The sequence below is a fragment of the Agathobaculum sp. NTUH-O15-33 genome, assembly GCF_033193315.1.
In the GTDB taxonomy this organism is placed as follows: domain Bacteria; phylum Bacillota; class Clostridia; order Oscillospirales; family Butyricicoccaceae; genus Agathobaculum; species Agathobaculum faecihominis_A.
Window position 1 is genome coordinate 3261170 of record NZ_CP136187.1, and the last position, 20209, is coordinate 3281378.

Here is a 20209-nt window from a genome sequence, read left to right on the forward strand (position 1 = left end):
GGCGAATAAGGTGGACTCCGTTGTCCATAATGTCGCGTCAAAAGCTGAATTACATACGCTTGCTGCAACCACGCACGAAATTGCTTTTTTTACAGATTGGAGCGATGCAACCCCAGAAACATATGGTTCAGGTATCATCGTCGGTGGGCTTGATAGTAGCGACGCGCGCATCTTCTATCGAGGATATACTAAATTTTATACAGGTTATTTCAGGGCGAATATGCCCGAAATCGTATGGACAGAATACGCCACCGCCACCCCTCCCGCCGTGTACGATTTGCCGCTGGCGGCGGGATTTACTGCTTATGTTCCATGCCAATATTGGAAAACGCAAGAAGGCGAAGTGAAAACATGTTGTCGAATTAGGTTTTATAATGGTATAGCGTCACCAATCCGCCTCTTCTCTTTACCCGAAGGCTATCGCCCCCGCAATCCGATGTCTGTGTTAACCAAAGTTGACGTAAACGGAATGCAATATTTTGCGCATGTAGATTTAGGTCAAAATGGCGATGCAACAATGTATATGGCTACAAACGATTCGCTTGGGGGCGAAGGAATTATAACTATGGATCAATTTGTGTTTGTAGCAGCTTAGAGCTCTAAGCTGCCATAAAGTTAATTTGAGTACAGTACAAGACCAATACTGTTTGCGATCCGTTATAATTATCTAACCACAGTTTAATAGCACCATCACCACCAACATCTACATGTCCCACTCCGTGGCTGTAGTCAGAAAAGATAACTGCGCATACAGCATGTCGGCTTTTTGCTGGACGGTATCCCTCCGGGAGTGTTGCAAGTGTCATGCCAGACGTTGGAGCAACGGTCGATCTCAGCGTAAATTCAACAAAAACTTCTTTAAACTGATTTTTCCTGTATTCACTCGCGCTCCATTGGTCAGCTACGCTCCACCCCGCCGCCAGCGGCAGATCGTACACGGCGGGAGGGGTGGCGGTGGCAAGTGGTTTCCAACCTTTCCAAATCCCAGACTCCGTGCTGTTAATCCACATGATTGATGTATATGTATCTATTAGCCGAAGCGTCCAAGCAGATGTAGCTATATTTACTTCTAGCGTACCTGCGTACCACCGTTGTGAAATAGGCGTTCCGGTAGCGTCAGGAGGCACCGAGAACGAACACCCGATGTTTTTGCTGACAGCCCAATCCAAGAGGTTGGAACCATCAACGAGGATTAATCCCGCGCTGTTTTCCACCTTATTCGCCAAAGGCGAATATTTTTAGGCGTAGATATATTTTAACGCTTTTGGGTATTATCTAAAACACATCAATTTTAATTACTGCTATAGCCTCTTTAATTATAGGATTGCTAAAACCATGTATAATTGCTCATTTATGCAATTATATGCAATAATCTTTTAGCGGTTAGTACACCTTAGGCGAATAAGGTGGCCTACATAGCCCCAGAAGAGGCTGATTTACAAAAACCAAATTATCCAACCGCCTATATTGGTGATATTGATGAATCAGCAATGATGCCTAACTCGGATTGGCATCACGTGTTGCATATGCCGCACAGATATCCGGCGGTGGGTTACAGCGCTCTTATGGCGCTATCGTTCGGCTTGCAGCCAAGGCTTTCTATTCGGGGGGCCTATTCTGGCGAATGGGGCGATTGGATACCTATTGCCACCGCCACCAAACCCGCCGTGTACGATCTGCCGCTGGCGGCAGGAATAACCGCCACAGATGCCGGGTGCAAATATTTTAAGACGCAAGATCATGTCTGTACCATAGCTGTTGACTGCGTGATGCCTAACAACGGATTGACAAGCGAGGATGTCATTTTTACATTGCCAGAGGGCTATCGACCAGCACAATATATCATAATTCCAGCGATTGCTGTAACGACAGATGGCGGTACATACTGCGCATCATTACGAATTTGGGAAAATGGGATCGCAAAGATATGGATGCCTGTAGTACACGCTAATCAGTTCATTGCGCACGCCAGTTTTATTGCGTCTTAGAGCTCTAAGCAGAAGGAAGGACAATCCCGCCCAAAAAGTATGCGCTGGTGATTGCTACCCGTATTTCAATAACCCCGTTTTTAAACACTTTAATATAGGGATCGTTTGAACCTCCTCCCCATGCGACATCACGACGCGGTCTAAAACCTTCTGGAAGTGTTGCGATAGTGTAAAATCCCGGATCAATGGTCGTGTTTTCTCCTTTCCAGATGTTCGCTGTTACGTACACAAATCCCTCCTGCGTCTTATAATATTCAGCCGAGTGATCTGGATAAACGCTCCACCCTGCCGCCAGTGGCAGATCATACACGGCGGGTTTGATGGCGGTGGCTTGCAGTACCCACTGCGTATAGCCTGTGGCATAATAACTTGTACGTTTTAGCGTCAGCCCAGCATTTTCGGCGGGATATGTACATGTGATTGTTTGCACGATGCTTGGCGTGTTGTAGTTCGTGTATGTAGGCGCATCTACAGTTAGTGTAAAAAGCGCATTCGTGCCGCATCCAAACGCATTGTCTGTGTCTATCCATGTATATGCTCCCGGAGCTATATCATCGTTAATATTGGCTATAACACCGCCGTCCACAGGCATCTTATTCGCCAAAGCCGCACCAAGCGCGTCGACTTCCTCCATGGAATGCGTATGTTGCAGTCCAGCGAACACTTTACCTAGCGCTGTTTTGACACCGGTCCACGACAGCCGCTTTTTTATACCATTTGCCGTGCTGTCCGTTAGAATCAGGCTATCCGAATCCGCAGGGCTTTCTTTTTCTCCACTCGGTGAAAGTTGTTGTGCGTGTTCCTCTAACGCGGTATCCACCGCATCCCAGTTATCGTTCTGCACACCAATATCGTAAAAATCATCTATACCCGGCTTAATCAAGCCATAATTATCTGTTGTCGTTGCCATATCAGGGTAAAACCTCCTCTCTCAGCTGCGCGTTCGTATAATTCGCGAGCTGACTGTGCGTAAATTTCGTAATTGTTTGATGTTGATTATATTTGAGCATACATACAGTATCCATATTTGCCGGAACGATCTGCTTCAGCAAATCGCCGACTGCCTGAAAATTGTTTTTTGCCGTCAAAGCGACCTTGACAAGAAGATGATACGCCGAGTTATCCAACTCCACATCATATCCGTCCGTGCCGCAAAGCGTTTCCAACTGTCGCTTCCAGCATGCGTACTGTATACGGTAGTTGGGCGTTGATTTTAGATAGCACGCGAAAGCGACGCTCCTCCAACGTTTCTGTATCCTTTGGCACGATCTTGTATATTTTTTCATAGCGTTCTACTGCCTGCTCAGGCGCGGTGTGAATAAACTGTGCATCCAACACCTCGTCCGCACAGGCAAACAGGGCATCTAACTCGGGATCCTCCACACTACAAAGCAGCTGAAAAGCCTGCGTTTGCAATAAAATCGGCGGTAAATAGAGCGAAAGTTCCTTTCTCATACAACCACCTCAATTTTCTTAAGCGACGGAATGTGGTCAGTTGTGATCTGCACATTTTTTGTTTGACCGTTCAGCGCCGTATCCGCAATATCCAGCACGCAGGAAAGCGCTAAAATTCGGGTCTCGATTTGCGCAATTCGGATGACTGTTGCATCCGCATCGGCCCATGCGGCGGCAAGCTCGGCAAAATAATCCCTCACAGCCAACTCGACCTGCTCCCGCGCGTCCTCCCATCTCCAGCCGTCAATAAAGGTAAGGCGTGTTGTGATAGACACGGGTTCGTCTTTGACGCCCGCTACCGTTACGGAGTGCCCGATCGGCGCCAGCCCCAACCCTTCCCCTTGGTTTGCCTGTGGATCAATCTCCTGCTGTACCGCCGCAATTAGCTCCTCGGATGGCACCGTATAATCAGAGGATATAACCGTTAACTTTACCGTTCCGCCGCCGTTCCACACCGGGTAAACCTTGACACCGCCAACACCGTGCAGGGCATTAACCGTTTCCTTGTAGTCGGCCACATTGCCGCCAAATGATTCACCATCGATAGAAGCATAATAGCGCTCGCGCAGCGTCTCTGTCGTATCTCCATTCTCGCCGGGGATAAGCACGCCCTTGATTTCAGCGCTTTGCAGTCCGTTCACGGACTGAATCGGGATCAGTGTGCCCGTATATTGGTTCCCTTCTGTACCCGGCGTTTCTGATTCCAGCCGATACAAGCCGGGCGACATTTTTTCCTTTACTGCGTAATTTACTGCGCCGCAGCGAAAGCGTGTGCCCACCTGTAATTCGAGCATAACCGGTCTGGTCTCCGCTTGGATGATTGCAGCCGTTTCACCTAGAACGGGCACGCCGCGCTCCTTGCAGCGCAGTATCAAATATTGCAGCGACGCTGTATCGACAAAAGTCTCGTCCATCACCACATCCAGTTCCATGTACGTCTTCGCCAACTCGGCGGCAGCCGGCGCCAGCGCGTCGTAAATAACCGATCCCTCACGCTTATCGACAGAATTCGGCACCCGTGCGAGCATTCGTTTTAGGATCACGTCAAACGTCATCCGGTCCGCATATCTTCCGATCACGCCGCTTCACCTCCCCAATTCAGCTCTGATGGGACATCGCCTTGCGTGGTGTGCACGATAAAGCTCGTCCGTAGTTCGTCCCGCCCGGCTCGCACACAGGTAAAACCGGTCACTTGCAAAATTCGATCGTCCTGTAACAGAGCCTCCTCTACTACGTGCTGCAAGCGCGCCTGCAAGTACGGCGTTATGCCTTGACCGAACAGGCTCCGCAGCTCGATGCCATAATTCCATGAATAGATGGCATAGGTGAACCGCTCGGTGTTCAGCGCCAGAAGGATCGCCTGTCGCATCGCCTCCACTCCGTCAATCTTACCGGATGCAGGTGCACCGTCAAAGTCCAGACGATAGGTCTGTGTCGGCTGCTCAGCAATCGTAAAATCACCTTTCAGCCCGTCGTTGAAATCGTTGGGTAGCATTATAATCCTCCCTTTTTGTCATAGATCAAATACTGTTGTCCGCCCTGCATACGAAATAAGATCAGCTTGTCACCCACCTTGAACGACTGCGTGGTCACTCCCTGCCGTACGATAAAAAATTCTTTTTCCAGTACCAGCTTTTGCGATAGCCGTACCGTCAATGGCGCGGTCGACTGCACCGTGCCAAAGCATATCTCAACCGGCCTTCGCGCTTCCACCGCGCTTACGGCAATCGTTTTAATCAGTTCAAACAGATCAGGCATGGAACTCCCCCCTTATGCCGCTTAGCGTTAAATCCATCGTGTGCAGCCCAAAGGAAAAAGTATGCCGTGCTTTTTCGATGCACATGTAGTTCGAGATATTGATGTCCCCCAGCCCCATGCCGACCGCGACTGATGCCCCCGCGCGGGCACGCACGTCGCCGAATACCTTTTTGATCGACAGCTCGCGCTGCTTCACGTTATAGTAATCCAAAAGCACCTTTGCCTTTGTTTGCATATCCGCCGATGAAAGAGCGCTGTCCAGCTTCGCATAATATTGCAGCACGCCCCATCGGCCTTGTGAAGCTGTATCGTTCGTTACATATATCTCGCGCTCGCCTGTTTCTCCGTTGTCATAGGCCAGCTTAACACGATCATAAACCTCGTTGTCAATAGAAGATGCATAGCTGTATTCCTGTGCGGTATTCTGATCAATCCAGATGGGCAACAGCATGCTCTCATAGGGTTTCAACATCAACTTTCCAAAGTCATCGTACAACACGTATATTTTCCCGGTGTTTACCAGCGTTTCATCTGCGGCGTTTCCACAAATATCGAACAGTGTCGTTTCCTCTATGCGCTGTGGTATCTTATACTTAGTATCCACGATTGTCCCGCAGGTCAAGCCGTAATCCTTTGCTAACACTCTAAGCAACTCGCTGTACGTCCAATCCGCATAGGAGATCGAATCTTTGTTTTTGAAATAACGTAGCTGGTCGTAACAGGTCACTTGGATCAAGCGACTGTCGCTGCGTTCCTTTTTAAACACATATCCGTAAAACACCGGCTCGCCGTTAAAGCGGAACGCTACCGGATTTCCTTCATGAAAGCTTAGGATATCATCTTTGACAACCGTAAATTTGAGCGAGGCGGGTGAGCCGGTTCTCGTTGTCTCCCAAACGATATCGCCCTCCACCATCGGATTTTGCAGCTCCATTTTACTGTTTTGCAACAGTAGTTCAGCACCTGCCAACAAATACGGTTCGGCCTTTCGTAAAATCTCCTTGCGCGTGCCCGCCACACCAGTGATCGACTTGACCACAACTCTGGTTATCTCTTTGGAGCTTTGTCCCGCATCGATTTCTTCACCGTCGCCGTCTAAGATCGCCGTGCCATATTTGACACCCCAGCGGTTACATTCCTCGTTCGTGCTCATCAGCAAATCGAAGTGATAGACGCCGTTTTGAATATTGATCGCACCACCCCGGTCATTCACCGTATAGGTCACGCCATCTAGCTCGCTGCCGGTCCCCTGCACCGTGATCTTGGTGCCGAAGGGCACGCTCGCCGGCGCCGCGCAGGTCCGCTTGGACGTATCCAGCGGGTTGCCCAGCGCATCTAGGAAACCGCCTTCCATGGCGTTATTCGCCGGATAATAAGCAGTAAACATGGCCTTGACAACATTTTTTGCGCCGGCACCCGCCTTGCCGGTGTAGTTGGATACCGTGTCGCTGTCTTTGACGAAATTCAAGGGGTCTCGGGCTACCCCGTTAACCCGAATTTCAAAATGCAGATGACACCCCGACGAAGTTCCAGTGGTACCAACGAGTGCGATCGTCTGTCCAGCCGATACTTTTGCACCGGCTGAAACCAGACGTTTGCTCGCATGCGCGTAACGCGTCGTAATACCGCCGCCGTGATCCAGCTCGATCCAGTTTCCGTAACCTTGCTTTTCATAGTCTGAGATACTTACTGTACCATTACCGGCTGCAATGATCGGCACGCCGTCTGCGGCCGCCAGATCAACGCCCTTATGATAACGGGACGCGCCGGGAGTGGAGATATTACGCGGCCCAAATGGGCTTGAAACATAGCTGTAGCTCGGACACGGCCAAACGTATTTACCCATTTGTTATATCCTCCTTATCCCGGCAGCATCAAAACGGTGCCGGGATAAATCCAGTGTCCGTTTGATGAACTTGCTAACCCATGTTTTTTTGCTTCCGCCTCGATCGTGTCTTGATTCAGCCGATATATTTCGCTCATACGCATACCGTCTCCCAGCTTGATACGCGCGATCTCCCAAAGATTGTCCCCGGGCTGAACAGTGTACACGGGCGCGGAAGGCGCCGTGGTCGTTTCACGCTGCTCAGTCACTTCCGCGACCGTCCCATCCTCAGCCTGCTGAAATTCCACCCGTGCGGTCTTACAGGCCCGCCATTGCCGGAGATCGATCTTGGCCAGCACATCGGTCCCGTGCCGGTCTGCGTCCTCCAGCAGCTCGTACGCTTCCAGAGATACCTGCATGGATCTCGCTTCGATCAGCACCGTGCCCCTATCATCCATGCGGATCACTTCAAACATAAACGGCGCACAGCCGGTCTTTAGGTTTTCCAGCAGGGATAGAAAGTACTGGGCGCTTTGGAAGCCGCTTTGATATTGCGCAAACGAATACTTCCGATTTGGCAGCAGCGCTTCAAAAGAGATTTTGCTCAGGCCGGGCCGTTTGAGTACGCTCACCTCCCCCTCGTTAATCAAGGTGATCGTGTCGTTCTGATTTGCAACCTTTAGCGTCATGGACGAAGGCGTAACAGGCAACAGCACGCCGTCCAAAAAGAATTGATACATCAGCTATGCACCCCCTCGGCACATACCGCCATCTTTTCCGCGACCTTAGCCTCGAGAACATTCACAACGCCGTCAATATCCATGTCGGAGGCGATCGAGTTATGGTTCACCATATCTACCTTAATTTCGGCAGTGGTAAACTGGTTGATCGCCTGCCGTTCCGCGATATCACGCAGCAACTGGATATCTTCGCTCGACATGGCCAGCGATTCAGCCATGATACCGGTATTTTCCGCAGTTGTATTAATATCCTGCGCGGGGTCGTAAGAACCGCTCCCGCTGTACATGCCACTATATAGTCCGCTGGGAGCAATGCCTGACACTCCATCTGGCACCTCTCCCGTCGCGCCGCCGGGCAAGCTGTTTCCCAATAACTCGTCATAAGGCAGGCCATTGAGCGGATTTGATGCGCCGCCAAAAATATTATCTGTACTAAAGGCGTTCTCAAAATTCGCACCCGCATCATAGCCATTTTTATTTGCTTGTTCGGTGTCTAGCGCATGTCCCTGCTGTACAAACTCAGTCCAGCCGGTCTCATCCTTCACCTTATTGATCTGATCGGTATAACCGTCATAAAAACGGTCTAATCCCGATGTGATATCAATCGTTACGCCGGGAATCTTGTTGATCAGGGTTTCAATGGACCGCGCCATCTTCAGCATGGTGCCGACTACCTTCTGGTTCAACTGTAAAAACAAAATATAAATAGATGCTACCGGATTCTTAAACACATTCCCAAAAAAGTTTGCAATATCAGCAAAAAGGTTCCAAATAGGCAGGGCAAAGTTGTTGTATATATAAGCAAACAGCCTCATAAAGTTGCCTGCGATCAGACCGGTCGCGCTGACAGAGGTTCCTTTAAATTTGTTGATCGCCGCTACGACCGCATAAAACACCGCGATTAATGCAACAACGGCGATAATGATCCAAGTGATTGGGGACATCGCCATCGCCGCGTTCAGCTGTAGTTGTGCTGCCGTGGCTATTTTTCTTGCGCCCGTCAATATTGCTTCGATGCCGGCTGGAAGCCAAGGTAGCCGTTTTATATATTCCGATTGCCGCCGCAACGCCTAAAATAATCGGTACCAGCCAACTCCAATTATCAGTAACCCATTCGGCCAAGCCTACCAGTGTATTGAACGTCTCGGTCACTAGAGGCGCCACTACCTGCAATGCGCCAATTACACCGGAGATCATATTTTGTACCATATCGCTATTCGCCAGATCGCTCAGCGCCTGCATGATCGGACCGAAGGCGTGCAACGCATAATCCGAAAAGGTTTGCCATACCTGTCCCCACGTCATCGGCATGGCCGCTAGTTTCTCATCCGTTTCTGCCGTAGCCGATAGCAGCGCGTTCTTAAAGACCGCTGCCGAAAGCTGTCCCTGTGTTGCCAGATCGCGCACCGCTTCCACAGGCTTGCCCATATAATCCGCGACGGTTTGTATCGCGTTCGGCGCGGCATCCATCAGTGCATTAAAATCCTCTCCGCGTATGACACCCGTGGCAAGCGCCTGTGTCAATTTGCTCGTTGCCGCAGCTGACTTGTCTTGCGACGTGCCCGCGAGCACAAACTGCTTGTTCAGCTGCTCGGCAAAAGCCACGGTTTCCGCACTGCTGGAAAACGCGTTCCCCGCGTTCTGTCCCAGCTTAGCCACGGTTTCTGCCGTTTGCAGATAAGCGGTGCGCGAACGCTGCGCCGCTGCATACACCATATCTTGTAGTTGGCCGGTCGACTGCAGACCATCGTTCATCTGATTCAATCGCGCCGTTGTCTGAGCCATGCCGTCTGCTAAATCTGTAACGGACTTGATACTCTTGAGTGCCGAGGATATGCTTTTTATGCGACCGCTCAGGCTCTCAGCATGCGGCTTTGTTTCTTTTAGTTTATTTCCCAGTTGCTCCTGCTGCTGGCTTGCCGCCTCAGCCTGTGCTCCCATACTGTGTAGCTGCTCATTAGCTGCTGCCAGCTCCACAACCGGTACTGCTGGCCCAGCCGTTAGTTGTAGTTGGCGAAATCCGCTATTAGTCACCGTCAGCGCCTGATTTATGCTTGCTAACGCGCTCGCCGTGCCATCATACAGCTGTAGGCTTTTCTCCATTACCACCGGCAATCCTCCTTCCTAAAAAAACTCCAAGGTAACCGCGCCGCCCCGCAGCGCGGCGCGGTCCCTTACTTCCGCTTTGCCTCCCGTTCCGCTTTGCGCTCAGCCTCGATCCGCAACTCGATAGCGGCGGTGAGGAAGGCCCGCTCGTTTACGGGCAGGGCAAGGAACTGAGAAGGCAACAGGTGGAGCTTGTGGAGGCAATAGTAAGCAAGGTTCGCATCACTGTCGCCCCCCTCTATTAGTTTTTTGCTTCTTCCACCTTGTCCGCCATCGAAACGTCAAAGCCGCAGTGCTCCTGCACCTCAGCGGCAAGATCGCCCAGCTCGCCGGGGGTCAGCATGGCGCGCAGGAGCGCTTCCGCGTCCTTCACCTTGTAGCTGTCCTGCAACGCGGCGTCATTCAGATTGGGGTAGACCACACAGGCCGCGCACAAAGCGGACATATAGCCCGGACCGTCAAAATCCTGCACATACTGGCCGCGCTTGCCCGCCTTGCCCGGAGCCGGAACGCGTCGCATAAAGGTCTTGCGCAGCGTTTCGTCCTCGTCGTTGGTGATCGCGCGGATCTCCCACGGAATGGCCTTGCCGTCCTTTACAAAGCGCTTTGATACCGTTACCTTGCGGTTTTCCACCGGCAAGGCGTTGCCCAGCATAAATTCCTGAAAATCCATTATCGCATGCCCTCCAGTTCTTCAAAGGTCTCGGGCAGCTCAAACTTGTCGAAGGTGCCCGATAGCTCTTCGTCCAGTAGATTTTCGCCCGCCGCGAACTTGGCGACCACCACGCTGTCCAGCAGGCAGCCCTTTAGGATGGTCGACTGGCGGCCCACCGCCGCCGAGGGGTCTTCGTTTTCGATCTGGATTTCAAGCTCCGGCATATAGCCGGTATCCTGATAGGTCTTCATCACCCGGCGCAGCACGGACTGGTTGTAGTGCGCCTTACCGGAAAATTCGCCTGTGCCCCCCACCGTCTTGTGGCCCTTGTTAACGCGGCCGAGAATGGGCACGTCAACAATGTTTGGCTTATAAGTCGCGCTAAACTCGGTCATTTGTAAAAACTTATAGCGGCTGCCGTCGATGGTGACAAAGCAGCTTGCCAGCGAACCGGAGATCGCGTCTCTTGCGTCAAGTACCGTATCGTTCAATTTCTGTCCCTCCTTAATTTACCGTTACCGTCATATACAGCTTGCTCATCGCGTTGACCGGGGTCACCGATGCGCCGCATACGACCGCCTTTTTGCTTTCCCCCTGCGCCACCGTCACATCGTCTGAAACGAAGTTTTCGATTGCGCGCATGGCCTGTAATTTCTCCAAAAGCGATACAACGTCGCTCCAGAAGCTCACGCGGCCCGCGTTGTCGTTCGGGATCGCGCCCAGATATTTATCGCTGAACAGCACGGCCACATCGTTGCCGATCTGGTCGAGCACGCGCACAGTCTGATTGGCCGCGAAATCTTCTCCCTTGCCCTCCGTAAAGGAAACAAAGGTGTTGATATCGTCCAGCACGCGCGTTTCGTCGCCCACGCGGTGCATCACAAACTGACCCTTTGCCAACGCATCGGCCAGTTGTTCTTGGCTGAGTGCCGCGTCCACGGTAAATTCGCCGTTGTATTTGGCGTTCTGCACGCTCCTGTTAACCGCGCAGCCGGCCTCTGCGCCGGTCACCCAGTAAACAAGGGACGATTCCGGCCAGCCTTCGTCTGTCACCTCGTTCTGCACGCCGATGACGCCCTCGTGATCGACCGCGCCGGGGCGGTACAGCACGGTCTGAAACTTGACGCCCTGCTCGTCGCGCAGGCGCTTGGTGAACTGAACGAACAGCGCTTTTACCGCCTCATCCGTGGTCGCGCAGCCCAATGTGTTAAAGCTGTACGGCTCCACCTTATCCAAAAACGCCTGATAATCGTCGCCGGTTAATGCCGCCGCGTCCGCGCCCTCGGTCAGTGGCGTACCCGCCGTTGCCGCAAGCGTGGCGCTCGTCTTCCAAGTGACAAGATCGTTGTTTTTCAGCTCGCCTGCCGCCGCTACCGTTTGCTGATCGCGCACACGGCCGTCCAGCAGGGTGGAAACGTCAAACTTGTCCGCGTCCGCCGCGTTTTTCGCAATCGCGATTTGGATATCGTTGCCGCGCGTGCCGGTGTATTTCGCGGTAGCGAAATCGTTCGCCGCCTTCACGCCCGTGCCCAAGCGATAAAAATACGCCTTGCGGATGTTGGAAAACAGATCGCGTAGACCCTTCATTTTTTCATGCGTGTAATCGTATCCGAAGCGTGAAAGCGAATCCTTCTGGAAAGCCTCCGCCGTTACCTCGAACACCTCGCCTTCCGGGCCCCAGCCCCAGACAAGGGGCATGGCCGCCACGCCGCGGTCGGACAGTGCCGCCGTCGCGCGGGAAGCCGATACAAAGTTGATGTAGCTGCCGGGCAGAGGCTTATTCTGCGTCTGCCAAGTTCCGCCGCCAAGTGCCATGTTTACTTCACCGTTCCTTTCAAACCATTCCTGTTGTTTTGTTGTTTTTCAATCCGGGTTATGTTTTTCATGCTTTCACGTCCTGCGTCTGGCGAAGCGTGTCCATCGGCTCCGCCTCGCGCGCCGTGCGGACAAAGTGAGAGTAGGCCGCCGTAAAGTAAAGCGCTCCCTCCGTCACCTCCCAGTTCATAGCCGCCGCACGCACACCGGGGAGTACGCCAAGCAGGCCGAAAAGCGTTTGCGCCGCTTGTACGCATTCCGCATACGGGCCCATCTCGCCGGGATAGTACCGCACCGCGAATTGCTCTTCCAGCAACAGCCGCTCCCCGGGATACGGCTGCGCGCCGCCCTTTATCGGCGCAATGACAAAGCAAGGCTTTGCAAAGCCCGTTTCCGGCTCCTCGGTGTACAGGCCGCAGCTTTCCGCCGGATAAACCGTGCGGATCGCGTCCGCGATTTTCTGTGTGATGTTCATTTACCGCCTCCCAAAACTGCCGCGCATGTTTTCTGTCGGGGATCTTTCCGCGTGTCCCGCCGCCGGCCGGCCTAGGCGGGGCGCGTTCCCCACGGGGCCGTGATCGGCCGCTCGTTTTCATGGTCATTTTGTTTTTCTCCTCTCTTTTGTCATGCATGTTTACCCTTTCTTTGGCAAACGCTAGGGATGAGGTGATTTTTATGTCTTTGAAAAACGTTCATTTCCAATGCGTCGGCACGCCGGACGACCCCGCGCTGAAAACCCAGCTCAGCTCAATCCCGGGTGTTGTCGAAATGGATATCGACGCCAAGAGCCACGCGGTCGATGTCCTGTATGACGACACTCGCGTGTCTAACATCCGCATCGAAGCATGCCTGAACAATGAAAACTACCGCATGCAGAGCTAAAACAGGAGGTTATCGCTATGGCTAAAGCAGGTATGCGCCGTCCCGATCCGGAGGCGCCGCACGGCACGGAAGCGCACCAGCGCAACCATTTTGCAAAGAACGCTACCGCGCCCGTTCCGGAATTACAGGGGCATGCAAAGCATGGACACGAAAAGGCTCGCCCCATTATAGAAAACGGCGACCGAACCCCGCTCAAGGTCTTTCATGAGCTCAAGGGCGACGGCTCCGTCGGCGACGCAACCCCTTAAATCACCGCCCCCTCGGGGGCGGTTTTTTATCGCCTCGCTGTTCTGCAAGTCCCGATTAACGGACTTGTTCTGTGGTATCATGGAATTATCCCCCTATACTGTGCTTCTTTTGGTCAAAATCCGTTGACAGGTACGCATAATCGTACTATTATAAGGTTATACCAACCGCATGAACGCTATTGCGTACTTTCTGTATTCATGATAGTACTTATTTCAGTACTTGTCAATGCAAAAGAGCGTTTTTCAGTACTTTCAGCGTTGTGCACAAAAAGGAGCATACGTTTATGACCGATCTGTACACAAATATTAAAGCCGCCTGCGCGGCACAGGGCATATCGCCCAGCGCCATGTGCCTGCGGCTTGGCATGAGCAAAAGCACCATGTCCGATCTAAAGGCGGGCAGAAAGAAATCGCTCACCTCGGAAACGCTCACAAGGATCGCTGAATTTCTGCATGTCACGGCGGACGAACTGCTTTGCGGCACGGCACAAGAGAAGCCCGCCGGTAAACCGGCGGGCCTTCGGCGAGAAGATATCAAGTTCGCGGTCTTCGGTGACCCGGATGTGGACGACGACCTAATGGAAGACGTTATGGCGCTGGCGCGCACCATGATGGAGCAGCGGAAAAAGAAAGGAAAATAGCTCATGACCCAGCGGGAGAAGCTTCGCGCGCTGGCGCGCGCGCAAGAGATCGACATCTATGAAACGCCCATGAAAAAAGCGGAAGCGCTGGCCGCCCAAGTGGGGGATACGTGCGCCATCGCGCTCGATCCCGCCATGCTTCGCTCACAGGCGGATGAAACGGTTAAGCTCGCGCACGAGCTGGGCCACTGCATGCGCGGCGCGTTTTACACGGAGCTATGCCCGTTGGAGACCCGCGGCCGGCACGAACACCGCGCCAACGTATGGGCGGCGCGGCGGCTGATCCCTTGGCCCCAGCTTCGCGCGGCGGTCGCTGCGGGCCTTACCGACCCGTGGGAGCTTGCCGAGCACTTCGGCGTAACCGAGTCCTTTCTCAACTGGACCGTCGCCTACTACACCGGCCAAAAGGGCTACCGCTTCACAAACGAACTATAGTATCCCGCGCAGCGACATCGCCTCGACGCTTTACTCGTCCGGCGTTGGAATAAACTGATTAATCTCTTTGGCCTGTTTGATCGCGTCCTTCAATATTTTCATCTGCTTCTCATCGAGTGGCGGTAACGATTTCAGCGTTTGCTGTGTTACCATATAAGTTTTCCACAATTTATTTTGGATCGCTTCCCGCTCTGCGCGCTCTTCCGGCGTCGCAACCGTGTCCCGCGCATCCTGCGTCTCCCGCTTATCCGCCAAGAAATAGCATTGTTTTACATCAGACAGTTCCTTTTTCAGTTCACGTACCGCGCCCATGATGCTGTTGAGCATTACCTCGTTCATCTCGTTTTTGCTTAAGCCCTCCTCGGGCATTTTTGCGCTCGATAATTTAAGTAGCTTGATCAGTGAGTTGTAGCGCGGCTTGCTCTCGGTCTCTAAGATCGCCCGCCGGATGCAGTCCTGACTTTTCAGCACCTCGCTATATAGCAAACGGGGGTCATAGTCCAAACAGGAAATACCGTTGATATCAAAAATGCGCTCGGTCCCCTTTTCCTGCACAAGCACCACGGGCTTATCAAACGCCTGACGGATGCCCAGCTCGAACAAAACGTTTGGGTTGCGCGTGCTCAGATCACAGACCGCCATCGGTGCTTGGATCAAATTTTCAATGATTTTAGCTTGAATCAGTCCACTGCTGGAATCCTCGTCCACTCGGTGCGGCTCATAGCCCGCTGACTCTATCGCGGGCCGGAAAATGTCGCGATAAATGCTTGCAAAATGTCCCTCGTCATAACCCGACGGGTCGCTGATCGGCATAATGACAAAGCACATGCCCTTCTTTTCCTCCATCTATGCCACCCCATCTTTCTGTTTTTTTCATCATAGCACAGCGCGCTGTATTTTCAAGCGCATAAAAGCGCCCGGATGGCAAAGTCCGGGCGCTTCCTTATTTCTCCTCGCGGGCTTTCAGCATGATATTCGCGATCGCGTATAGCGATTCCGCGGCAAATTCGCGCTGGTCGGCATTGAGCGAAGCGATCGCTTCCGCGGCCAGCATGACCGGATCGAGCCGCTCGGTGCCGGTCAGCAGGTAATCGGTGCTCACTTGCAGCCCCTGCGCCAGACCGAGCGCGGTCTTTGCCGATATCCCCCGCGCACCATTCTCCACATTAGCCAAAAATTGGGGCGATATGTTCGCGGCTTCCGCCAATTCTTCCCTCGTCATATTTCGTTTTTCGCGCAGCGCACGGACGCGTCCACCTACAATTTGATAAAATTCTGCCATTTTATACACCTATTTAACCTATCGAATAAATCATTATTACTATAGTATATTTCCATAAGAACAAGTGAAATAATCAATAGAATGCAATTATAATCTATTGATTCAGTTGTCGAATCATGGTACAATTTGAGAAAAGATGGATGAAAGAGTGATAATGATGAAAAGTACCGGTATTGTTAGGAAAGTAGATGAACTTGGCAGAATCGTGCTCCCTATGGAATTGCGCAGAACGCTGGATATCAGCGTGAGGGATTCTCTGGAAATTTATGTGGACGGCGACCAGATCGTTCTGAAAAAGTATGAGCCCGCCTGTGTCTTTTGCGGAAACGCGAAATACGTCATCCATTATAAGAACAAAAATGTATGTAAGGGCTGCATGTATGATATTGCAAAAATCGCCGAGTAAACCAAATACAGAGTAAGAGCGCGTTGCTTTCCGCTGCAACGCGCTTATTTTTTTGCGAAAACGCCGCTCTGTCAACCATATATACAAAACGCATGGGCTTTATTTAGACAGAATTCATAGTTACAAACGCCAGATTTGCGTAACCTGTTTCATAACTTATATTTTATATTTACGCTGCGTCGGCAACAAGATATACTGAGAGCACCACAAAAGAAAGGGAGAAAGAGTATGAAGAAACTGATACTCAACGCGGATGATTTCGGCTATTCCTACGGCGTCAACTACGGTATTCTGGAAAGTCATCTGCGCGGTATTTTGACATCGACCACACTCATGGCGGGTATGCCGGGGTTTGACCATGCGGTTTCACTCGCGAAAGCCCATCCGACGCTCGGTATCGGCGTACACCTGACGCTCACCTGCGGCCGTCCGGTGCTTGGCGGCCACAAAACGCTCACGGAAGCAAACGGGACCTTCCACAGCCTTTCCTTCTACAAACAGGAGGACACGGTGCTGGACCCAAACGAAGTCTACGACGAATGGAAGGCGCAGATCGAAAAGGTGCTCGTCTCCGGTATTGAACCGACTCACTTCGATTCGCACCACCACGTACACATTTTCAAGGGGCTGGAATCCGTGTTCGTGCGCTTGGCCAAGGAATACGGCCTGCCGGTGCGCAATTCCAAGCCGAGCCGCACGGATGGCGATATCGAAGGCGTGCCGTGCCCGAACTGCCTGATCGATTTTATTGAAAGCTCAAACGTCCATTTTCACACCCCGCTGCCCGAATACGCGGTAGGCATTTGGGACTGCATGCAGCGCATCGTACGCGAAGCGTTTGAAACCATGGACACGGTGGAGGTCATGTGCCACCCTGCCTATCTTGATACGGACGTGATGCTCACCTCGTCTTTCAACCTGCACCGCATGTGCGAGGTCGACCTGCTCGTAAGCCCCGATACCCGGGCCTATGTGGAGCGGTTGGGCGTATCCCTTGCAAGCTATAAAGGATTATGGGAGGAACAGAAATGAAAGCGGCACTGAACAGTTTAAAAAAGAAATTAGCGCAGCTTGGGCGCTCCATGCTTGTCCCGGTCACGGCTATGCCGGTCGCGGGCATTCTTTCCCGCATCGCGTCCGACGACATGCTGAACATTCCGCTGCTCAAGACGGCGGGCGACATCGTATTCGGCAATATGGATATCTTGTTTGCGCTTGGCGCGGTGGTTGCGTTTGCCAAGGCAAAGGACAAAGTCTCACCCATGGTGGCGAGCTTGCTGTCCATCCTCGTACTGAAGGCCACCTTCGCTTCGCTGGATGATACCATCAACATGGGTATTTTCGCCGGCATCGTCGTGGGCTGCTTCACCGCGTGGATCTTTAACCACAGTAAGGAATGGAACACCCCTAAAATCTTTGACTTCTTTACGGGTGAAAAGTTCGTCATTACCTTAGCGCCCATCTTCACCGTCGCGCTCGGTTATGCGCTCAGCTATATCTGGCCACCCATCCAGCTGCTGCTCGACGGCTTCGCCATCGGCATCGCCAGACTCGGCGCAATCGGCGTGTTTATCTTTGGTTTCTTGAACCGTCTGCTCATCCCGGTCGGCCTGCATCACGTGTTCAACTCGTACATTTACTTTAACCTTGGCTCCTATACCCAGCCGGACGGCACCGTCGTCACCGGCGAAATGACCCGCTTCCTCGCGGGCGACCCGACCGCGGGCCTGTTCCTGTCCATGTTCTTCGTCGTCATGATGTTCGGCCTGCCCGGCGCGGCGCTCGCCATGTACAAGTGCGCCAAAAAGCGCAAAAGCGAGGTAAAGGGCCTGATGACCTCGTCCGCGATCACCTCGTTCGTCACCGGTATCACCGAGCCGCTCGAATTTTCCTTCATGTTCGTCGCGCCGCAGCTTTATTTTGTGCACGCGCTGTATACCGGCCTTGCGGGCGCGGTGTGCTATCTGCTCCATATCCGGCTCGGCTTTTCCTCAGGCGGCAATATCATCGATATGACGCTCAACTGGGGCCTTGGCAGCAATGTGATTTTAATGATCCCGGTCGGTATCGTTTTCTTCCTGCTCTACTTCTTTACCTTCCGTTTTCTTATCAACAAGTACGATCTGAAAACGCTTGGACGCGAGGATGATTTCATCGACTCACAGGAGATCACCGAGGAAGAAAAAGACCGCGACCCTTTCCAACAAGAACTACGCCTACATGGCCAAGAAGATCGTCGAGAACCTTGGCGGAGCGGGCAATATCGAAAACATCGGCAAGTGTATGACCCGCCTGCGCGTCGAAACTCGCGACGCTTCTCTGATGAATCTGGACAAGATCAAGCAGATGGGCGTCAAGGGCGTGGTCACGCTATCGGATACAAGCATTCAGATCATCATCGGCTCCGAGGTGCACAACGTCATGTCCGAGATCGAGCAGATCATTTAAATCACCGTTTTCCTTGCTGTTTAGGAGGCATTATAGTATGAAAAAGAATAAATTTGTAGTCGTGGGCGCGGGCTCGTCCTACACCCCCGCGATCGTGGCCGTGCTGCTGTCCCGCAAGGACGACCTGAAGCTTAGCGAGATCGCCCTTTACGATATTGACGAAAAGCGCGTGCAGCGCACCGGCCGTTTCTGCGAGATGTACGCCGCCGAGCGCGCGGACGGCGTGCCCGTTACCTACACCACCGATATGGAAGAGGCGTTTCGCGGCGCGAACTTCCTCTTCGTTCAGATCCGCCCGGGCTGCAACCAGCAGCGCGAGAAGGACGAAAAGATCCCTCTCAGCCATAATATCCTCGGGCAAGAGACCTGCGGCCTCGGCGGCTTCTCGTTCGCATTGCGCTGCATCCCCGCTATTCTCGATATTGTAGGCAAGGCGCAGGAGATCTGCCCGGACGCGTGGATCCTGAACTACTCCAACCCGGAGGCCATGATCTCGGAAGCGATCTACCGCACCTATCCGAACGCCAAGGCCCTATGCATCTGCGATATGCCGATCTCGCAGGAGGAGACCATCGCGGACTTCCTGCAGGTGCCCCATAAGGAATTGACCTTTCAGTACTTCGGCCTGAACCACTTCGGCTGGTTCACCCATATTTACGATAAGGAAGGGCGCGACCTGCTGCCCGCCCTGCGCGAGCGGGTGCTCTCGGGCGAAAAAGTCAGCCTTGTCAACGCGGAGGCTGAGGAAAAGCACGATAACTACTGGGGCGAAATGTACGAGCATGCGATCGACGGTTTCCGCGCCTTCCCGGAGTTTTTCCCGTTGGTCTACATGTCCTATTACTACTTCCACAATGAGATCGTATCTCACATGGACAAGGGCTATACCCGCGCCAATTACGTGCTCGATGTACGTGAAAAGGTTGTGTTTGACGACTGCGAGCGCTGCATCGAAGCCGGCACCACGAAGGGCAGCGCGCTGCACACCGGCGTGCACGGCAACTATATCGTCGATATTGCGAATGCGATCATCAACAACACCCGCGAACGCTTCATCATCAATACGATGAACCGCGGCGCGATCGGCAACTTCAACCACGACGCGGTGGTCGAGATCCCCTGCTATGTCGGCTCGGCCGGCATCGAGCCGGTATCGGTCGGCTACATCCCGCAGTTCCATAAGTCCCTGATGGAAGCGCAGAAGGGCTATGAGAAGCTCGCGGTCGAAGCCGCGCTCACAGGTTCCTACCAAAAGGCGCTCGAAGCGGTCCTGCTCAACCGTACGGTCCCCTCCTATGCGGTCGGCAAGGCTGTTTTGGACGAACTGATAGAGGCCAACAAGGGTTACTGGAACGAATTAAAATAATTTCCCAAAGCCTCTATCGGAATAAAAAAATCAGCTGCAAAGCCCGCAGCTGATTTTTTTATTTCTTTTTTATTATCAAAAGGACAACACAGGCGCAAAGAATGGCCGCGCCGACCGCGATCCAACGAGCGGTGTTCCTGTAAAACGCTTTCCTATGCT

At 52.8% G+C, this 20209-nt stretch carries 26 protein-coding genes; 10 read left to right on the plus strand and 16 right to left on the minus strand.

The window, feature by feature from the left end:
- Positions 1–10: 10 nt before the first annotated feature.
- Entirely contained in the window at positions 11–595 is a 585-nt protein-coding gene (locus tag RWV98_RS15860) for a hypothetical protein (protein ID WP_317861970.1), read from the plus strand.
- 4 nt (positions 596–599) lie between these two features.
- Here the strand turns inward: RWV98_RS15860 and RWV98_RS15865 are convergent, their stop codons facing one another.
- On the minus strand, positions 600–1226 hold the full coding sequence (locus tag RWV98_RS15865; protein WP_317861971.1) for a hypothetical protein: 627 nt from the start codon (positions 1224–1226) through the stop codon (positions 600–602).
- A 180-nt stretch (positions 1227–1406) separates the two neighbouring features.
- Between RWV98_RS15865 and RWV98_RS15870 the strand changes: the two genes are divergently transcribed.
- A complete protein-coding gene (locus RWV98_RS15870) occupies positions 1407–1988 on the plus strand; it encodes a hypothetical protein (protein WP_317861972.1) in 582 nt (193 codons plus the stop codon).
- Between the two features lie 4 nt (positions 1989–1992).
- On the opposite strand, the gene RWV98_RS15875 is transcribed toward RWV98_RS15870, so the two are convergent.
- The 13 genes from RWV98_RS15875 to RWV98_RS15935 form a co-directional block, all read right to left on the minus strand.
- Entirely contained in the window at positions 1993–2898 is a 906-nt protein-coding gene (locus RWV98_RS15875) for a hypothetical protein (RefSeq protein ID WP_317861974.1), read from the minus strand.
- A gap of 224 nt (positions 2899–3122) precedes the next feature.
- Complete coding sequence (locus RWV98_RS15880) at positions 3123–3443, minus strand: putative phage tail protein (RefSeq protein WP_317861976.1); 321 nt, start codon at positions 3441–3443, stop codon at positions 3123–3125.
- Positions 3440–4522, minus strand: coding sequence for a baseplate J/gp47 family protein (locus RWV98_RS15885; protein ID WP_317861978.1), 1083 nt, complete (start codon positions 4520–4522; stop codon positions 3440–3442). Before RWV98_RS15885 ends, RWV98_RS15880 begins: the two co-directional genes overlap by 4 nt.
- Positions 4519–4938, minus strand: a complete 420-nt coding sequence (locus RWV98_RS15890) for a DUF2634 domain-containing protein (RefSeq protein ID WP_317861980.1) — start codon at positions 4936–4938, stop codon at positions 4519–4521. The genes RWV98_RS15885 and RWV98_RS15890 overlap by 4 nt, the downstream gene beginning before the upstream one ends.
- Complete coding sequence (locus RWV98_RS15895) at positions 4938–5201, minus strand: DUF2577 domain-containing protein (protein WP_317861982.1); 264 nt, start codon at positions 5199–5201, stop codon at positions 4938–4940. The genes RWV98_RS15890 and RWV98_RS15895 overlap by 1 nt, the downstream gene beginning before the upstream one ends.
- Positions 5194–7047, minus strand: a complete 1854-nt coding sequence (locus RWV98_RS15900; protein ID WP_317861984.1) for an XkdQ/YqbQ family protein — start codon at positions 7045–7047, stop codon at positions 5194–5196. The genes RWV98_RS15895 and RWV98_RS15900 overlap by 8 nt, the downstream gene beginning before the upstream one ends.
- Positions 7048–7061: 14 nt before the next feature.
- The gene (locus RWV98_RS15905; RefSeq protein ID WP_317861985.1) at positions 7062–7766 is read right to left on the minus strand and encodes a LysM peptidoglycan-binding domain-containing protein; all 705 of its coding nucleotides are present in this window, start codon (positions 7764–7766) and stop codon (positions 7062–7064) included.
- The gene (locus RWV98_RS15910; RefSeq protein ID WP_317861986.1) at positions 7766–8710 is read right to left on the minus strand and encodes a hypothetical protein; all 945 of its coding nucleotides are present in this window, start codon (positions 8708–8710) and stop codon (positions 7766–7768) included. The genes RWV98_RS15905 and RWV98_RS15910 overlap by 1 nt, the downstream gene beginning before the upstream one ends.
- On the minus strand, positions 8625–9869 hold the full coding sequence (locus RWV98_RS15915) for a tape measure protein (RefSeq protein ID WP_317865785.1): 1245 nt from the start codon (positions 9867–9869) through the stop codon (positions 8625–8627). Before RWV98_RS15915 ends, RWV98_RS15910 begins: the two co-directional genes overlap by 86 nt.
- Before the next feature lie 244 nt (positions 9870–10113).
- Entirely contained in the window at positions 10114–10545 is a 432-nt protein-coding gene (locus RWV98_RS15920; RefSeq protein ID WP_317861988.1) for a phage tail assembly chaperone, read from the minus strand.
- Positions 10545–11018, minus strand: a complete 474-nt coding sequence (locus RWV98_RS15925; RefSeq protein ID WP_317861990.1) for a phage tail tube protein — start codon at positions 11016–11018, stop codon at positions 10545–10547. The genes RWV98_RS15920 and RWV98_RS15925 overlap by 1 nt, the downstream gene beginning before the upstream one ends.
- A gap of 13 nt (positions 11019–11031) precedes the next feature.
- Positions 11032–12342: a phage tail sheath family protein gene (locus RWV98_RS15930; protein ID WP_317861992.1), complete on the minus strand. Its 1311-nt coding sequence runs from the start codon at positions 12340–12342 to the stop codon at positions 11032–11034.
- Between the two features lie 67 nt (positions 12343–12409).
- Positions 12410–12817: a phage tail terminator family protein gene (locus RWV98_RS15935; RefSeq protein ID WP_317861994.1), complete on the minus strand. Its 408-nt coding sequence runs from the start codon at positions 12815–12817 to the stop codon at positions 12410–12412.
- Between the two features lie 200 nt (positions 12818–13017).
- Between RWV98_RS15935 and RWV98_RS15940 the strand changes: the two genes are divergently transcribed.
- The 4 genes from RWV98_RS15940 (at position 13018) to RWV98_RS15955 (ending at position 14548) form a co-directional block, all read left to right on the plus strand.
- Positions 13018–13224, plus strand: a complete 207-nt coding sequence (locus RWV98_RS15940; protein ID WP_280962905.1) for a hypothetical protein — start codon at positions 13018–13020, stop codon at positions 13222–13224.
- A 17-nt stretch (positions 13225–13241) separates the two neighbouring features.
- The gene (locus RWV98_RS15945) at positions 13242–13472 is read left to right on the plus strand and encodes a hypothetical protein (RefSeq protein WP_280962925.1); all 231 of its coding nucleotides are present in this window, start codon (positions 13242–13244) and stop codon (positions 13470–13472) included.
- A 284-nt stretch (positions 13473–13756) separates the two neighbouring features.
- Entirely contained in the window at positions 13757–14113 is a 357-nt protein-coding gene (locus RWV98_RS15950) for a helix-turn-helix domain-containing protein (protein WP_280962904.1), read from the plus strand.
- Between the two features lie 3 nt (positions 14114–14116).
- Positions 14117–14548 (plus strand): ImmA/IrrE family metallo-endopeptidase, encoded by a 432-nt coding sequence (locus RWV98_RS15955; RefSeq protein ID WP_280962903.1) that lies wholly within the window; start codon positions 14117–14119, stop codon positions 14546–14548.
- A gap of 30 nt (positions 14549–14578) precedes the next feature.
- Here RWV98_RS15955 and RWV98_RS15960 read toward each other — a convergent pair whose 3' ends face one another.
- Together RWV98_RS15960 and RWV98_RS15965 are read right to left on the minus strand one after the other, a co-directional pair.
- The gene (locus tag RWV98_RS15960; protein ID WP_317861996.1) at positions 14579–15394 is read right to left on the minus strand and encodes a hypothetical protein; all 816 of its coding nucleotides are present in this window, start codon (positions 15392–15394) and stop codon (positions 14579–14581) included.
- A 97-nt stretch (positions 15395–15491) separates the two neighbouring features.
- Complete coding sequence (locus RWV98_RS15965) at positions 15492–15830, minus strand: helix-turn-helix domain-containing protein (RefSeq protein ID WP_280962901.1); 339 nt, start codon at positions 15828–15830, stop codon at positions 15492–15494.
- Positions 15831–15987: 157 nt separating this feature from the next.
- Between RWV98_RS15965 and RWV98_RS15970 the strand changes: the two genes are divergently transcribed.
- From RWV98_RS15970 to RWV98_RS15990, 4 genes are all read left to right on the plus strand, one after another.
- Positions 15988–16236, plus strand: coding sequence for an AbrB/MazE/SpoVT family DNA-binding domain-containing protein (locus RWV98_RS15970; RefSeq protein WP_317861998.1), 249 nt, complete (start codon positions 15988–15990; stop codon positions 16234–16236).
- A 228-nt stretch (positions 16237–16464) separates the two neighbouring features.
- Positions 16465–17268 (plus strand): carbohydrate deacetylase, encoded by an 804-nt coding sequence (locus tag RWV98_RS15975; protein ID WP_317862000.1) that lies wholly within the window; start codon positions 16465–16467, stop codon positions 17266–17268.
- Complete coding sequence (locus tag RWV98_RS19515) at positions 17265–18725, plus strand: PTS transporter subunit EIIC (protein ID WP_442872079.1); 1461 nt, start codon at positions 17265–17267, stop codon at positions 18723–18725. The genes RWV98_RS15975 and RWV98_RS19515 overlap by 4 nt, the downstream gene beginning before the upstream one ends.
- Positions 18722–20050: a family 4 glycosyl hydrolase gene (locus RWV98_RS15990; protein WP_317862002.1), complete on the plus strand. Its 1329-nt coding sequence runs from the start codon at positions 18722–18724 to the stop codon at positions 20048–20050. The genes RWV98_RS19515 and RWV98_RS15990 overlap by 4 nt, the downstream gene beginning before the upstream one ends.
- Positions 20051–20209: the final 159 nt, after the last annotated feature.

Bases quoted from the DNA above. Each gene is read 5' to 3' on its own strand.
- RWV98_RS15875 (WP_317861974.1), bottom strand. From the start codon at position 2,898: ATGGCAACGACAACAGATAATTATGGCTTGATTAAGCCGGGTATAGAT.
- RWV98_RS15930 (WP_317861992.1), bottom strand. From the start codon at position 12,342: ATGGCACTTGGCGGCGGAACTTGGCAGACGCAGAATAAGCCTCTGCCC.
- RWV98_RS15975 (WP_317862000.1), top strand. From the start codon at position 16,465: ATGAAGAAACTGATACTCAACGCGGATGATTTCGGCTATTCCTACGGC.
- RWV98_RS15880 (WP_317861976.1), bottom strand. From the start codon at position 3,443: ATGAGAAAGGAACTTTCGCTCTATTTACCGCCGATTTTATTGCAAACG.
- RWV98_RS15945 (WP_280962925.1), top strand. From the start codon at position 13,242: ATGGCTAAAGCAGGTATGCGCCGTCCCGATCCGGAGGCGCCGCACGGC.
- RWV98_RS15935 (WP_317861994.1), bottom strand. From the start codon at position 12,817: ATGAACATCACACAGAAAATCGCGGACGCGATCCGCACGGTTTATCCG.
- RWV98_RS15940 (WP_280962905.1), top strand. From the start codon at position 13,018: ATGTCTTTGAAAAACGTTCATTTCCAATGCGTCGGCACGCCGGACGAC.
- RWV98_RS15915 (WP_317865785.1), bottom strand. From the start codon at position 9,869: ATGGAGAAAAGCCTACAGCTGTATGATGGCACGGCGAGCGCGTTAGCA.
- RWV98_RS15950 (WP_280962904.1), top strand. From the start codon at position 13,757: ATGACCGATCTGTACACAAATATTAAAGCCGCCTGCGCGGCACAGGGC.
- RWV98_RS15965 (WP_280962901.1), bottom strand. From the start codon at position 15,830: ATGGCAGAATTTTATCAAATTGTAGGTGGACGCGTCCGTGCGCTGCGC.
- RWV98_RS15910 (WP_317861986.1), bottom strand. From the start codon at position 8,710: ATGTCCCCAATCACTTGGATCATTATCGCCGTTGTTGCATTAATCGCG.
- RWV98_RS15970 (WP_317861998.1), top strand. From the start codon at position 15,988: ATGAAAAGTACCGGTATTGTTAGGAAAGTAGATGAACTTGGCAGAATC.
- RWV98_RS15900 (WP_317861984.1), bottom strand. From the start codon at position 7,047: ATGGGTAAATACGTTTGGCCGTGTCCGAGCTACAGCTATGTTTCAAGC.
- RWV98_RS15905 (WP_317861985.1), bottom strand. From the start codon at position 7,766: ATGTATCAATTCTTTTTGGACGGCGTGCTGTTGCCTGTTACGCCTTCG.
- RWV98_RS15895 (WP_317861982.1), bottom strand. From the start codon at position 5,201: ATGCCTGATCTGTTTGAACTGATTAAAACGATTGCCGTAAGCGCGGTG.
- RWV98_RS15955 (WP_280962903.1), top strand. From the start codon at position 14,117: ATGACCCAGCGGGAGAAGCTTCGCGCGCTGGCGCGCGCGCAAGAGATC.
- RWV98_RS19515 (WP_442872079.1), top strand. From the start codon at position 17,265: ATGAAAGCGGCACTGAACAGTTTAAAAAAGAAATTAGCGCAGCTTGGG.
- RWV98_RS15990 (WP_317862002.1), top strand. From the start codon at position 18,722: ATGAAAAAGAATAAATTTGTAGTCGTGGGCGCGGGCTCGTCCTACACC.
- RWV98_RS15920 (WP_317861988.1), bottom strand. From the start codon at position 10,545: ATGGATTTTCAGGAATTTATGCTGGGCAACGCCTTGCCGGTGGAAAAC.
- RWV98_RS15960 (WP_317861996.1), bottom strand. From the start codon at position 15,394: ATGGAGGAAAAGAAGGGCATGTGCTTTGTCATTATGCCGATCAGCGAC.
- RWV98_RS15890 (WP_317861980.1), bottom strand. From the start codon at position 4,938: ATGCTACCCAACGATTTCAACGACGGGCTGAAAGGTGATTTTACGATT.